This is a genomic window from Dokdonia sinensis (assembly GCF_003688895.1).
Classification (GTDB): Bacteria; Bacteroidota; Bacteroidia; order Flavobacteriales; family Flavobacteriaceae; genus Dokdonia; species Dokdonia sinensis.
Window position 1 is genome coordinate 260921 of sequence record NZ_REFV01000003.1, and the last position, 16041, is coordinate 276961.

At 40.7% G+C, this 16041-nt stretch carries 8 protein-coding genes; 6 read left to right on the forward strand and 2 right to left on the reverse strand.

The features are described 5' to 3' along the window. Nucleotides 1–3: 3 nt before the first annotated feature. On the forward strand, nt 4–1800 hold the full coding sequence (lepA, locus tag EAX61_RS05105; RefSeq protein WP_121916585.1) for a translation elongation factor 4: 1797 nt from the start codon (nt 4–6) through the stop codon (nt 1798–1800). Nucleotides 1801–1862: 62 nt separating this feature from the next. Here the strand turns inward: lepA and EAX61_RS05110 are convergent, their stop codons facing one another. Then, nucleotides 1863–2579, reverse strand: coding sequence for a copper homeostasis protein CutC (locus tag EAX61_RS05110; RefSeq protein ID WP_121916586.1), 717 nt, complete (start codon nt 2577–2579; stop codon nt 1863–1865). A 58-nt stretch (nt 2580–2637) separates the two neighbouring features. Between EAX61_RS05110 and EAX61_RS05115 the strand changes: the two genes are divergently transcribed. Genes EAX61_RS05115 through EAX61_RS05125 form a run of 3 tightly spaced genes read left to right on the forward strand, consistent with a single transcriptional unit; the run spans nt 2638 to nt 7433 of the window. Next, nucleotides 2638–5583 carry a GH92 family glycosyl hydrolase gene (locus tag EAX61_RS05115; RefSeq protein ID WP_121916606.1) on the forward strand — a complete coding sequence of 982 codons (2946 nt, stop codon included), beginning with the start codon at nt 2638–2640 and terminating at the stop codon, nt 5581–5583. Nucleotides 5584–5593: 10 nt separating this feature from the next. Beyond that, nucleotides 5594–6394 (forward strand): sulfurtransferase, encoded by an 801-nt coding sequence (locus tag EAX61_RS05120; RefSeq protein ID WP_121916587.1) that lies wholly within the window; start codon nt 5594–5596, stop codon nt 6392–6394. Between the two features lie 37 nt (nt 6395–6431). After that, complete coding sequence (locus tag EAX61_RS05125; RefSeq protein ID WP_121916588.1) at nt 6432–7433, forward strand: isoaspartyl peptidase/L-asparaginase family protein; 1002 nt, start codon at nt 6432–6434, stop codon at nt 7431–7433. Between the two features lie 675 nt (nt 7434–8108). On the opposite strand, the gene EAX61_RS05130 is transcribed toward EAX61_RS05125, so the two are convergent. Further along, nucleotides 8109–10970 carry a M16 family metallopeptidase gene (locus EAX61_RS05130; protein WP_121916589.1) on the reverse strand — a complete coding sequence of 954 codons (2862 nt, stop codon included), beginning with the start codon at nt 10968–10970 and terminating at the stop codon, nt 8109–8111. A 187-nt stretch (nt 10971–11157) separates the two neighbouring features. On the opposite strand from EAX61_RS05130, the gene dinB reads away from it, so the two are divergent. Both dinB and EAX61_RS05140 read left to right on the forward strand, forming a co-directional pair. Next, nucleotides 11158–12378 (forward strand): DNA polymerase IV, encoded by a 1221-nt coding sequence (gene dinB / locus EAX61_RS05135; protein ID WP_121916590.1) that lies wholly within the window; start codon nt 11158–11160, stop codon nt 12376–12378. 245 nt (nt 12379–12623) lie between these two features. After that, nucleotides 12624–15656: a DNA polymerase III subunit alpha gene (locus EAX61_RS05140; RefSeq protein ID WP_121916591.1), complete on the forward strand. Its 3033-nt coding sequence runs from the start codon at nt 12624–12626 to the stop codon at nt 15654–15656. Nucleotides 15657–16041 lie beyond the last annotated feature (385 nt).

Genomic DNA, 16041 nt, shown 5'->3' on the forward strand with positions numbered 1-16041 from the left:
ACTATGAAGAACATCCGGAATTTTTGCATTATTGCCCACATTGACCACGGTAAAAGTACGCTGGCAGACCGTCTTCTGGACGAAACTGCAACGGTAACAAAGCGGGAGGCGCAAGCACAATTATTGGACAGTATGGACCTAGAACGGGAGCGTGGTATTACGATAAAATCGCACGCCATCCAGATGGAATATATGTACAAAGGAGAGCTATACATTCTAAACCTAATAGACACTCCAGGCCACGTAGATTTCTCTTACGAGGTATCTCGAAGTATTGCTGCCTGCGAGGGAGCACTGCTCGTTGTAGATGCAGCCCAGAGCATACAGGCACAAACGATATCAAATTTATATCTAGCGCTAGAAAATGACCTAGAAATTATTCCGGTACTGAACAAAGTTGACCTCCCAAGCGCAAATCCCGAAGAAGTAACAGACGATATTGTAGATCTCTTGGGCTGTAAGGCTGAAGATGTGATTCCTGCAAGTGCAAAAACGGGTATCGGTATACAAGAAATACTCGCTGCAGTAATTGAACGTATACCTGCTCCTAAAGGAAATGTAGACGAGCCATTACAGGCTTTGATTTTTGATAGTGTTTATAATCCTTTTAGAGGTGTAGAAACATATTTTAGAGTTCTTAACGGGTCAATAAAGAAAAATCAACAGATAAAATTTGTCGCAACTGGTAATACTTACGGAGCAGATGAAGTAGGAACTCTGAAACTTACACAAGCACCAAAACAAGAAATAAAAGCCGGTGATGTAGGGTACCTCATTACTGGAATTAAAGATGCACGCGAGGTAAAAGTAGGAGATACAATTACCGATGCAAAGAACCCTACCAAAAATGCAATTGCAGGTTTTGAAGACGTAAAACCTATGGTTTTTGCTGGGATTTATCCAGTAGACACAGAGGATTATGAGGAACTACGTAACTCTATGGAGAAGCTGCAACTTAACGACGCTTCTTTAGTCTTTGAGCCCGAAAGTTCAGCGGCGCTTGGTTTTGGATTCCGATGTGGATTCCTTGGGATGCTGCATCTTGAGATTATACAAGAACGTCTGGAACGAGAGTTTGATATGACCGTAATTACTACGGTGCCTAACGTATCCTACCATGCCTTTACGCACAAAAATCCAGATGAGATTATTCTGGTAAATAACCCTTCTGATTTACCCGAGCCTTCATCACTTAACCGTGTTGAGGAACCATTTATTAAAGCAACAATCATTACTAAATCTGATTTTGTGGGACCTGTAATGTCCCTATGTATTGAAAAACGTGGGCAAATTGTAGCTCAAACATACCTTACTACAGAGCGTGTAGAGTTAAATTTTGATATGCCACTGGCAGAAATCGTTTTTGACTTTTATGATAGGTTAAAAACAGTTTCAAAAGGGTATGCTTCGTTTGACTACTCTCCTATTGGAATGCGTGCTTCAAAACTTGTAAAAGTAGATGTACTTCTAAACGCACAACCTGTAGATGCACTTAGTGCCTTATTGCACCAAGATAATGCATATGACATAGGTAAACGTATGTGTGAGAAGCTACGCGAACTCATACCTCGCCAGCAGTTTGACATTCCAATCCAAGCAGCGATTGGGGCAAAAATCATCTCTCGTGAGACTGTAAAGGCATTACGTAAAGATGTAACAGCTAAGTGTTATGGAGGAGATATTTCGCGAAAGCGCAAACTTCTTGAAAAGCAGAAAAAAGGTAAAAAACGTATGCGTGCCGTAGGAAACGTAGAGATTCCTCAAGAAGCGTTTATGGCTGTTTTAAAGCTTAATGATTAATTACATTTTTGAAATATAAATAGTAGAGACCTCCCGATTTTTCATTTTCGGGAGGTTTTTGTTTATAAAAATTTCAACAATCCTCTTATTTTTTCTACATCAGAAAATCTTAGCTTGTCTTTATCTAAATCTGCGGTATTATGCATTGGTATGTGATGTTTTAAGCTTTGACGAAAGCTGGATGCACTCGCGTGAACCTCAGTAAAACTGGCTTCTTTAAACCTCACAATATTTTCTGAATTTACACCACCTCCTGGCATTACTGAAAAATCTGACCCTGCGATATTTTTCATCTCAACTAACTTCTCAAAACCCGCATCTACATTTGTTTCTTGCCCAGAGGTTAGGATCCTGTTAATTCCCATTCCTTTTAATGTTTGGATAGCAACATTATAGTCCAGAGTCCAGTCAAAAGCGCGATGAAAGGTAAAGTCCATTCCAGAAGAAGCCGTCACTAACTTTTGAGTTCTTTCGACGTCTATCGTAAAATCCGAATTCAACATACCAGAAACAATTCCTCTACAACCTACTGCCTTTGCAAATGCGATATCTCGTAACATTATATCAAACTCGCTGTAAGAATACGTAAAATCTCCACTACGAGGGCGTATGAGTACAAAAACGGGAATCTCAAGTTCCTCCACTACTTTTTCTATAAGCCCGTGGCTGGGCGTGATGCCTCCTAGGGCTAACTCTTGACATAGCTCTATACGATGCGCCCCAGCTACCTGAGCCGCTTGAGCACTCTCAAAGGAATTTGCACAAATTTCTAGTTTCATATCCCTAATGTACGGAAATTGCATTATCCGTATCTTAGTCACAAACACAAAGCCAAAAATGCGATCTTACCTACTACTTTTAATCTCAACCACACTATTCTTAAGCTGTGACCGCATCATAGAAGTAACTCCAGCTCAAAAAGACCGACCTCTTATAAACTATGTAAATCCATTTATAGGAACAGGCGGTCACGGACATACGTATCCCGGGGCGACAATGCCTTTTGGGATGATGCAACTCAGTCCCGACACTAGACTAGACGGTTGGGATGGGTGCTCTGGGTATCACTATGATGACGAGTACATTTATGGCTTTAGCCACACACACTTGAGTGGCACCGGCGTTTCAGATTATGGTGATATTCTTTTAATGCCATCCACTACAATTAATTTTAATAATGGAGCAGACGGAAACGCTGGATACCGCGATCATTTTTCACACGATAATGAGATTGCACAACCAGGATATTATAAGGTACATCTGGACAGCACAAATATTGATGTTGAGCTCACGGTTGCAGAACGAAGTGGGGTTCACAAGTACGCTTTCGCGAAAGCGGACTCCCTAAGAAATTACCTCATCCTAGACCTAGACCATCGCGATGAAGTGTTAGATGCTAAGGTGGACACCCTTTCTACCACCGAACTTTCTGGCTATCGTCACTCTAAGGCCTGGGCTAATAAACAAATGTTATTTTATTATATCAAAACTTCGCATCCGTTTAAATTTATGAAGCAATCTTCGTCTTTGCTCATTAGTAAGAAAGGAGAAAAAGCAAATAAGGCCGCATTAAAATTTGACAACCCAAAAAATGAGCCCATCATCATAAAAATTGGTATTTCTGCGGTAGATGAATCAGGAGCAAAAAATAATCTAGAAACCGAAATAGGCGATAAAAGCTTTGAGGAAGTAAAACAAGAAGCGCAGGCCAAATGGGAAAAACAACTAGAAAAAATTATTGTTGAAAGTTCAAATACGGAATACAAAACGAACTTCTACACGTCATTATATCATACAATGCTCGCCCCAAACCTCTATCAAGATGTTGACGGGCGTTATAGAGGAATGGATCTGGAGGTACACCAAACAACAGATTTTAAATATTATACCGTCTTCTCACTATGGGATACGTACCGTGCTGCGCACCCATTATATACAATTATAGAAGAAAAACGTACAAACGATTTTATAAACACGATGCTTGCCAAATATGATGAAGGTGGTATCATCCCTATCTGGGATCTTTCTGGGAATTATACCGGCTGTATGATAGGTTATCACGGTATTCCCGTAATTGCAGATGCTTATATAAAAGGCATACGCGGTTATGATACCGAAAAAGCTTTTGAAGCAATGATTCATAGCGCAACAAGGGATAAGCTTGGATTAAAGGTGTATAAAGAATTTGGGTTTATTCCTGTAGAAGAAGAATCAGAGTCCGTCTCAAAGACCTTGGAATATGCGTATGACGATTGGACGATTGCGCAGGTCGCCAAAGAAATGGGTGACGGTGAAATGTATGAGACCTTTATTAAAAGAGCACAGTCCTACAAAAATGTTTTTGACCCGGAGACCGGCTTTATGCGTGGTCGTATGCGCAATAAATGGTTTGCACCCTTTGACCCTTTTGAAGTCAATTTTAATTATACAGAGGCAAACGCCTGGCAATATAGTTTTTACGTACCGCAAGATATAACAGGATTTACAAAACTTTTGGGCGGGAAGAAAATGCTAGAAAAAAAGTTAGATGAATTATTTACAGCAGAAAGCCAAACCTCTGGACGAGACCAAGCAGATATCACGGGGCTCATAGGTCAGTATGCTCACGGAAACGAACCCAGCCACCATATGGCATATCTCTATAATTTTATAAACAAGCCGTGGAAAACACAAGAACGCGTGCACGAGATTATGACCACAATGTACCACGATGCCCCAGACGGAATTTCGGGCAACGAGGATTGCGGCCAGATGAGCGCTTGGTATGTATTTAGTTCACTAGGGTTTTATCCCGTTACTCCCGGAACAAGCGAGTATGTGATAGGAAAACCATTATTTGATAAAGCAACAATTAATCTTGAGAATGGGAATCAATTTACGATTACAGCAGAAAATCTAAACGAGGAAAATAGATATATCGCTTCCGCAAAAATGAACGGTTCTGCACATCCTTATTCTTACCTTAAACATAGTGATATATTAGACGGTGGAGCGTTAACCTTTGAAATGTCTACGAGCCCATCACGTTGGGGAAAACATCCTGCCCATAGTCCTAAAACCGAAATTAAGGACCATCTTTTCACTCCCGCTCCTTTTATTGAGCAAGGCGATATTGCTTTTAAAGGAGAAACAACTATTGTTCTGGGGAGTGTTGAGAAGGATGCAGAGATATATTTTGCTTTAAGCAAAAAAGAACCTTTTAAAAGATACCGTAAGCCCATTACAATATCTCAACCCACAACACTACGCACTTATACCGACACGAGACACGGCCAGAGCACAGTCATCGAGACACAATTTTTTCAAATTAATGAAAATTTATCCATACAACTGGATGCCGAATATGCAAATGCCTACAATGCGGGTGGTAACGATGCTTTAATAGACGGAATACGTGGCACGGTAGATTTTAGAACAGGAACCTGGCAAGGTTACTCAGATCAAGATGTAATTGCGACCTTAGATTTAAGTAAAAATCAGACTATAAACTCAATAGAAGTAGGTTTCCTACAGGATCAGAGAAGCTGGATTTTTTACCCAACAGAGGTGTCTTATCTTATATCACAAGACGGTAAAACTTATACCGAAGTTTTTAAAGAAAATTATGAATCGAGCAAAAAAGATGATGCTATTGCTATCCGAAACATTACGGCCACCCCAAACACTAATGCGCGTTATATTAAAGTGGTAGCAAAAACTGTGGGCCCCGTTCCAGAATGGCATTTGGGATATGACTATGACGGGAAGGCCTGGCTCTTTTTAGATGAGATTGTAATACGATAGTGTAGTAATTATGACAAAGCAATTAGTATCTGTAGATTGGCTTAGAAACAACTTGTATAATGATCACCTTATCGTTCTGGATGCAAGTGCAGATTATGATGAGACGCAAACGATACATGGAGCCAGACATTTTGATATAAAAAACACCTTTAGCGACCTTAATAATCCTTTACCCAACAGTTTTCCAAGTCCAGAAATTTTTGAAAAAGGATGTCAGAACCTTGGCATCAACACCTCGTCACATATTGTAGTTTATGACAATAAAGGTATTTTTACGAGTCCTAGGGTTTGGTGGATGTTTAAGACCTTTGGTCACGATGCAGTATCTGTACTTGATGGCGGACTTCCTTCTTGGAGAGCATCTGGTTATTCTGTAATACAAGGCACCAATGAGTCTGTGGAAAGAGGAAATTTTAAAGCCCAATTAGACCCCAGAAGGATTGCAACTTTTGAAAATATACAAGCAAATATTCGTTCCCAAGACTCTATTTTAATTGACGCAAGGTCATCAGGTCGTTTTCGAGGCACGGCTCCCGAACCTAGACCACAGCTTAAAAGTGGACAAATTAAAAATTCAATTAACCTACCATATACGGAGGTGCTAGAAGATGGGAAATACAAATCTAACGCCCAACTTCAAGATATTTTTAGTGAGTTACCTATAGCGGGGAAATCACCTATCTTCAGTTGTGGTTCGGGGATTACGGCTTGTATTATTCTTTTAGCATACGATTTAATTTCAGAAGGCTCTAAGACTGTGTATGACGGTTCTTGGACGGAATGGGCAACGCGTAATCATTTAGTACAGTAATTAAATTTCTGCAATTGTGGGAAAAATTCAATTTTCTATGGATAGAAGAAAATTCATACATAATACAACTCTAGCTGGAACAGGTCTAGCAACGGGTGCTACTCTCTTGGGATGTAAAAATGAAAGTGGAAAGGTGGACGCTTTCGCGAAAGCGGAAAAACAATCTGCTTTTAAACCATCACCTATAGCCATTTGTACTTGGAACTTTTCTGGAGCTACTGCTCGAGCTGGCGAATTATTATCGCAAGGAAAGTCTGCTCTGGATGCTGTTATCGCAGGAGTTGCTGTAGAAGAAGAAAATGAAGAAAACTCGACTGTAGGAATAGGTGCGACTCCAGATCGTGAGGGTAACGTAACGCTAGATGCTTGCGTAATGAACCCAGCGGGAGATTGCGGTGCCGTACTGGCTGTCGAAAATATTGTGAATGTGGCTGCACTTGCCAGAAAAGTGATGGAAGACACTCCACATGTTATTTTAGCAGGTCGCGGTGCCGAAGAGTACGCCTATAAAGCGGGATTCAAAAAACAGCCGCTACTTACAGAACAGCGTAAACTAGAATGGGAAGAATGGTTGAAGACTAGTAATTACAAACCCGCAATTAATGTAGAAAACCATGATACTATAGGAATGCTCGCGATAGACGGTGATGGAGATATTGCGGGGGCGTGTACTACATCTGGATTAGGGTATAAAATGAAGGGTCGTGTGGGTGACTCTCCCATTATAGGTTCTGGATTATTTTTAGATAATGAAGTAGGTGGCGCCGTTGCGACGGGTATGGGCGAGGAGGTTCTAAAAACCGTAGGGAGTTTCCTTATTGTCGAACTAATGCGATCAGGAATGTCACCGCAAGAGGCTTGTGAAGAGGCCGTTTACCGTATTACTAGAAAAAACAATCGCTATAAAGATTTTCAAGTAGCGTACATCGCTATGAATAAGTCAGGTGATACTGGTAGTTTTTGCATTCATAAAGGATTCAATATGATGAAGTGGCAAGAGAACAAAAATGATGTTATTGAGTCAAAAGCCTTCATTTAAATAACGTTAGCAATCCAAAACTGTAAATGAATGTGTTAATAATTCGATGAAATTAATATATTCATCGGCAAAGAGTTAGCCTAAAAAAATAGCTTAAAATTGTTTGACAGTAAGCAATAATTCGACGTACATTTGTACTAATCTTACTAGAAAGACGTTATCTTTTTGTAAGATTTTTAGAAAATAGAAAAATACTGATTAACAGCTATTTGTAAAAAATTATTATATTATTGTAAGGTAGAAATCACCGAAAAATATTTAAGACTGTTGTAATTGACTTTAAATAATCAATTATGATTTGGGGTGAAAGCCAAGCAACTTGCTTGGCTTTCTTTATGTCCGAAACTTAAAAACGCTTGGCTTGAACCATAAATCAGAAGGGGTCGCGAGTAGCCAGAACCACAAATACAGCACTGACCGTGAACGAGCGGTTTTTCTTCTTTATCAACTTGCTTGGCTTTCTTTATGCCCGAAACTTAAAAACGCTTGGCTTGAACCACAAATCAGAAAGGGTTGCGAGTATCCTTAATGTTCAGTCAAGAACGAGTCTTAAACGAGTGATTTTACTTATACTCTCAACTTGCTTATTTTTTTTTATTTAAAAATTAAAAGTATCTACGTTTATACTCCTACAAGAGAAAAAAAAGCGAACCTAAGTTCGCTTATGTAATACCATTATTGCTTTACATTTTCCTCTTTCTCCTCGAGCAAAATAGGTGTCCCGTAGCCCAATTGCTCCAGTTTAATCATTTGTGTTTTCTTATCCCCTACGACGAGATAAATCATCTTGTCAGGATTGAGATACTCGCCAGCGAGTTTCTTTACATCTTCAACGGTCATTTTCGCAACGGTTGCTTGTCGCTGTTTTGCATAATCTACGGGCATTCCTAGATTAGAGATGTTATCTAGCATGTTGAGTTTTGCCCCTATAGTTTCAAAGGCTCTCGCTTGGCTTTTAGTCATAAAACTTTTAGTAACGTCAAGATCTTCTTGTGTAAAGTCTTTTCCGTAGTTCTGAACAATTTCTTTTACCAGAGCACTAGACTCATACGTAACATTAGAACGTACACCGCTAGAAATAGAAAATGGCCCAGGAATGGTAGTCCCGCTAAAACGCGAACCTATTCCATATGTATACCCTTTCCCCTCACGCAATTCCTGCGTAAGCTCTGAGGCAAAGCCTCCGCCACCAAGTCTATAATTCATCACCTGAGCAGGGTAGTAATCCTCATCTGTAGCTGACAGCGCAGGATAGCCAAAACGAAGTACAGACTGCTTTGCATCTGGCACATCATAAAAGTAAACGTTAGACTGCTCTGGAGCTTCAGGAACCACAGGTTTTGGGATGATTACTTCTTTTACTTCCCATTGCTCATTGATACCATTGAGAGAAGCTGTCGCTTGCCCCTTTCCTATAGCACCTACGATCTGCATTTTAGCAACCGAAGGTGATATGTAATTGGAATAATAACTCTTAAGGTCTGCAAGCGTTATTGCCTGTACAGACTTAGGTGTTCCTAGATTATTCTTCCCGAGAATACTGTCTTCCCCATAAATAAGCATATCAAAATAATTAGAAGCAATCGCATTAGGGTTAGCCTTTTGTTGTTCTAGATTACTTAAAGTGCTTTGCTTTATCAAGTCAAATTCCTTCTCGTCCCAGCGAGGTTGTAAGAGAATTTCCTCGACGAGCGCCATTGTCTTATCGTAATTTTTTGCCAGGGTGTTTCCTCCTATATAAACATTCTCTTTGTCTGAATAGGCGTAAATATTGGCTCCCAGTTTTTCAATAGCCTCTTCAAGTTGCGCTGTAGTTTTTGTGGCTGTTCCTTTAGTCATTAACTGCGCGAGCAGATTAGAAACACCTACTTTGTCCTTGTTTTCTAATAACAGTCCGCCTCTTATATTCATCTGAAACTGCACGAGCGGTACTTCGTCATTTTCTATTCCATAAACTTCTATACCAGAAGAGAGCGTCTCATTCCAAACTTCTGGGATGTTTAATTCTGGGCTTTCTCCATACGGTGGCTCTACAGAACGGTCAAAAGAAGAAGGCGTCTTTTCATAGTCAGCAACGATAGAGGCGTCAAATGTTTCCTCGGCACCTTCTACTATTTCTTCCTCTACCACTTCGGCGAGCTTTGAGTCTTCTAGAGCCAAGTCTTTTTGACCGATGGGCACAAAACTCGTGGACACATAATTTTCACCTTTAATGTATTTCTCATAAACGCGCATCACGTCTTCCTTAGTTACGGCAAGTATCTTATCTACATCTTTATTAATATATCCCGCATCTCCAGCAAAAATCTCATACTGAGCCAGTTGAAATCCTTTGCCCAGCACACTAGAAAGGCCATTGTAAAACTGTGTCTCTTGACCGGCTTTGATACGCTCAAGGTCATTTTCTGAAATTCCCTGTAATTCAAATTTTGTAAAGGCTTCGCTCACGGCTTTTGCAACTTCATCTAAATCCTTTCCCGCATAGGCATTAATAGAAAGTCCAAATTCCCCAGCAAGCTCCGACCCAAAATTGAACATACTCACACGGTTTGTAAGCTTTTTTTCATCAATCAATAACTGATTAAAAGGCGCTTTTTTTCCGTCAGAAAGGTAGGTAGCAAGAACATCTAGCGCATAAGAATCTTCCTCATAATTAGGCACCGTAGGCCACGTCATTGTGAGTTGTGGAAGGCGTGCAAAATTATCTTCATAGTACATTTTTTTTGTCTCCTCAAGTTGCACAGGCTGTTTTTCCAGAGGAGCAACTTCTTCCCCACGGGGAATCTCGCCAAAATATTTTTCCACCCACTCCTTAGTTTGCGCTACGTCAAAATCTCCGGCAATCGTAAGCACCGTATTATTTGGTGTGTACCAGCGATTGTAAAAATCCTTTACATCTTGCAAAGTTGCATTCTGTAAATCCTCCAGCGATCCTATCACTTGCCAGTTGTACGGATGATCCTTTGGGTACATATTTTTTCCGATTACATAGCGCGAGTGACCATAAGGACGGTTATCTACGCTCTGACGTTTTTCGTTTTTTACGACCTGTTTTTCTTTGGCGAGCACTGGGTCTGTCACCGTGTTTATAAAATACCCTAACTTATCTGCCTCTGCCCAAATCATTTTTTCCAGCGCATCTTTCGGCACCGTTTGGAAGTAGTTGGTACGGTCGCGACTGGTGGATCCATTTGCTCCCGAGCCACCTATGCGGGCGCTCATTGCGTCCAGTCCGCCTTTTCCCAGGTTTTCAGATTCTAAAAATAATAGGTGCTCAAACAAATGTGCAAATCCTGTTCTTCCCTCAATTTCACGAGCAGATCCTACGTGCGTGGTCAGCGCGACTGCGACTACTGGGTCAGATTTGTCCTCGTGCAAGATGACGGTAAGACCATTGTCCAGCGTAAACTTTTCAAAATTTACGTTAAATGTCGGGGTTTCCGCTTTCGCGAAAGCGGTATCCTCCCCACCCTCCTGCTTACAAGAAATGGTAGTGACTACAAGAAATGCAAGTACTAAATATTGAGTAAACTTCATCCAAAAATAGTGTTACGATTTGAAAAGTGAAGATAATACTGGTGTTTGTTAATTTGTGTTAAGAAAAGTCAATAGCTATACGTAAGAAGCCTGATTTATTAGCAGTTCCAATGTGTTGATAACTTAGTTGACTGACGTTAACATTAAATATAGGAATTATTCCATAATTTTGGATAATATCTTAACTATGCAACGCACGATAATACATTTTGATCTAGACACTTTCTTCGTTTCTTGTGAGAGGAGATTGGACAGTCGCCTTATAGGAAAGCCCGTTATCGTAGGTGGGACAGGTGACCGTGGCGTTGTGAGCGCTTCCAGTTATGAGGCGCGTACCTTTGGGGTACATAGCGCAATGCCTATGAAAATGGCACGCCAGTTATGTCCCGACGCCGTTTACATAAGAGGAAACGCAGGCACATATTCTAAAATGTCGCGCGAGGTCACAGAGATACTGCAAGAGTCACTTCCTGTGGTAGAAAAAGCGAGTGTAGATGAGTTTTACGGAGACCTTACGGGGATGGATAAATTTTTTGGGTGTTACCGTTTTTCTAAGGAATTGCGTCAGCGCATTATGAACGAGACTGGACTGCCTATTTCCTTTGGAATGTCTCCTAATAAAACGGTTTCTAAAGTCGCAACTGGAGAAGCAAAACCTAACAACGAAATCAAGGTAGATGCAGGGTATGAAAAGATATTTCTCGCACCACTATCTATAAAAAAGATTCCCTCTGTAGGTCAGAAAACGTTTGTACAGTTCTGCAACTTAGGTGTGCGCACCGTTGACCTTGTACAGCAAATGCCACTAGAAATGATGGAAGCGGTTTTTGGCAAAAGTGGGCGCATCATCTGGGAGCGATGTAACGGAATAGATAACAGCCCCATTGTGCCGTATCACGAGCGCAAGTCCATCTCCAGCGAGCGTACCTACGGCCAGGACACGACAGACATCACAAAACTGCGCACCACCATAAGCGCAATGGCCGAAAATCTTGCATTTCAATTGCGTCGTGGTAATAAGCTTACCTCTATAGTAACTGTAAAAGTACGCTACTCAGACTTCCAGACCTATTCTAAACAGATGCGTGTTCCTTACACTTCGGCAGATCATACACTTATCCCAAAAGTAATGGAACTCTTCCATAAACTCCATAACCGCAGGATGCTCATCAGGCTCGTGGGTGTACGCTACAGCGGTCTTACTGAAGGTCATTACCAGATAGACCTTTTTGAAAACACGAATAAAACCGTAAACCTATATAAAGCAATGGACATCATAAGAGATCGCTACGGCGACCACAGCATACGCCGGGCAAATACCATAGGAGAAGGCTCAAGAACTATCGGGAACCAGGGGAATCCCTTTAATGGAGAACCGCCTATTTTATTAGCACACAGACATCAGTAAATAAAGTAGAAAGTAGAAAAACGAGATTGCGAGATGACTTAGGATGGGGTCGCTTTGCACCCTGAGGTAGGACTTAGGACAAAATGATTCCGCTTTCGCGCCTGCCTGCCGGCAGGCAGGAAAGCAAAACTGTTACGCAACACTTTTAGTCTTATGTACTAAGTCAGCAAGCCGTAGGAGTGCAAGTCCTATGTCTTTTCAGATTCAGATTCAAATTCAAATTCAAATTCAAGTTCAAGTTCAAAATGTACCTAAACAATCACTCCTATTTCAGCCTACGCTACGGAACCATTTCCGAAGAAGAACTGCTTGCAATGGCAATAGCCGAAGGATGTAAGGAATTTGTGCTTACGGATATAAACAACACCTCTGCCTGCCTGAACTTTGTACGAAGAGCACAGGAAAACAACATAAAACCCATCATAGGCGTCGATTTCAGAAACGGGATTTATCAATGCTATATCACGCTTGCACAAAATAACGAGGGCTTTCTAGAAATCAACACCTTTCTTTCTAGACATCTGCATGACAAAACCTCCTTTCCTGAACTTGCTCCTGCATTTAAGAATGTTTCTGTTATCTATCCTTTTGAAAATGTACTGAAGTTGGAAAAAACTTCATTTTCGGCCAATGAATATATTGGGATTAGAATAAAAGATTTGAATAAGTTTCGGTTTTCCCCATTGCAGAAATTCAAAGACCGATTAGTGGTTTTGCACACGGTGAGCTTTCGCGATAAGCGGGATTATAACACACACCGCTTACTCAGGGCTATAGATAATTATGCATTACTAAGTATGCTCCCAGAATCTGAACAGGGAAGCCCAGATGACAAAATGCTTTCGAAAGAAACACTCAAAGCATATTTTAAAGAGTACTCGCACATCATTGAGAACACAAAACGCCTTTTAAGTGAATGTAAAATCCATTTCAATTTTGAAAAAATAAAACCCTCTCAAAATCTCTCTATTTTTTTGGATTCTCCAGAAGCAGATTATGAGATGCTTGTTGACCTCTGCCACAAAGGACTTCCAGAGCGATATGAAATTGTAGATGACACCATACGCCAACGCTTAAAAAAGGAGCTTGGCGTCATAAAAGAGCAGAGCTATGTGGCGTTTTTCCTCATAAACTGGCGCATTATTGAGTATGCCCGTAGCAAAGGCTATTTTTATGTAGGTCGCGGAAGTGGTGCAAACAGTATAGTGGCCTACCTACTTCGCATTACAAATGTAGATCCTATTGAGCTCGACCTTTATTTTGAGCGCTTTATGAACATTTACCGCGCGACTCCGCCAGATTTTGATATAGATTTTTCTACTTGGGATCGCGAGGATGTTACTGATTTTATATTCAAGGAATTTGGGGAAGATAATCGCGTCGCTTTGCTAGGCGCTTATGTATCTTTTAAACGTAGTGGCGCTGTGCGAGAACTGGGTAAGGTATTTGGCTTGCCTAAACACGAGATTGATAAGTTGAGTGATGGTAGATATAACATCGACAACTTAGATAATATAAAGACCTTAGTGCTCAAATATGCCTCAATACTTAACGGAAGGCCTAATTATATAAGTATACACGCTGCGGGAATTCTCATTTCAGAAAAATCCATTCATCACTTTTCGGCGACTAATATGCCACCTAAGGGTTTTGCCACCGTGCAGTTTGATATGCACATTGCTGAAGATGTAGGGCTGTATAAATTTGACATTTTGGGACAGAGAGGTTTAGGTAAAATAAAGGATGCGATAGCTATTATAAAGCAAAATCACCCTGAAATTAAGCTTCCTGACATTCACGATGCAAAACCATTTTTTAAGGATAAGAACATCAACGCGATGATTTCCCGCGCCGAGTGTATAGGTTGTTTTTACGTAGAATCTCCGGCGATGCGTATGTTACTACGGAAATTATCAGTAAATAATTATCCACTATTAGTTGCTGCAAGCTCCATAATACGCCCAGGAGTTGCAAAAAGCGGGATGATGCGCGAGTACATCTTGCGACATAAGGATCCCAGTCGGGCAAAGCGAGAAAGCCACCCGGTCCTACTAGATATTATGCCAGATACCTATGGTGTAATGGTGTATCAAGAAGATGTTATTAAAGTGGCACATTATTATGCAGACTTAAATTTAGGCGAGGCAGACGTACTACGTCGTGGGATGAGCGGCAAGTATCGTTCTAGAGAAGAATTTTTTAAAGTAAAAGAAAAGTTTAAGTCAAACTGTTTAGCCAAAGGAGAAGATGAGAAAAAGATAGATGAGGTATGGAGACAGGTGGAGAGCTTTGCGGGTTACGCTTTCGCAAAAGGGCACTCTGCGTCATATGCCGTTGAATCCTATCAAAGTCTTTATTTAAAATGCTACTACCCACTTGAGTATATGGTAGCCACCATAAATAACGGTGGCGGCTTCTACCGAACAGAAACCTATATACATGAAGCAAAAATGCACGGTGGCACTATACATCCTCCTTGTATCAACACGAGCGATATTCAAACAGTCATTAAAGGAAAAGAAATCTATCTAGGCTTCCAGCATATTCAAGGACTGGAAAAACAAATTATGATAGATATAATGAACGATAGGCACATTAACACATTTACCTCTCTAGACAATTTTAAAGAGCGTATTGAAATAAGCCTAGAACAGCTAGATCTCTTAGTACGAATAAACGCGTTTAGAACAATAAACAAAGACAAGCGCGCTTTGTTGTGGGAAGTATATTTCAAAGAGAGCAACGCTCCAAAAGACATAAACCAGCAAAAACTTTTTAAAACTTCAATTAAAGATTTCATACTTCCAAAATTTCCAATTACAGATCTTGAAAAAGCCTTTGACCAATTAGAATTGCTGGGTTTCCCATTATTTGATCCTTTCCTAATTCTTCAAGAAGAACCTTCACATCATCTCATTGCCTCTGAGCTATCAGGATACTTAAACAAACAAATTACTATCTATGGTTATCTCGTCACCGCAAAAAAAACGAGTACCTCCCGTGGAGACAGGATGTGCTTTGGCACATTTTTAGACCTTACTGGAAAGTGGTTAGATACGGTACACTTCCCTCCTTCACTCAAGAAATGGCCTTTTCAGGGTAAGGGTGTTTATCGAATTTCGGGCAAGGTGGTAACAGAGTTTGGGTTTCTTACCCTAGAGGTTCAGCGTTTAGAACGTATGCCTTATGTTCTAGATGCCCGATTTGCTGGAGACCAGAGGAAAACTAAGGAAGTAACACTTCAAGGAGAAGTACCACCATTCAAACTATTACGATAACAATTATGGTTTGTCAAGCAGTAATTTTGCTATGCGCTCATAGGATTTGGTTACTTGCACTAAGCTCTGGCAATCTGTGCGATTACATCCATTGTATCATTGTAGGGGAATAGCAACACTATAAAGGTCTCACCTTATGGTACCCGCTCTATCAGACATGTGTGTTGATGAGCAACGATCCGGGATCGCTCTTGTATTTATGTGGATTCCTTTGCTCCAGAGAACAGCTGCCCTTAGCAATGACTCCCCTTTGAACGTGCGGTATTTTGGTATCGGTCCAGAGAGCGTGTGGAGGGCAGTCTTGGCCTTATTTTTGGACATAAAAAAAGGTCCAACCGATTTCTCGATTGGACCTTAAACACTGAACAATTTTCAGTGTAAAAAG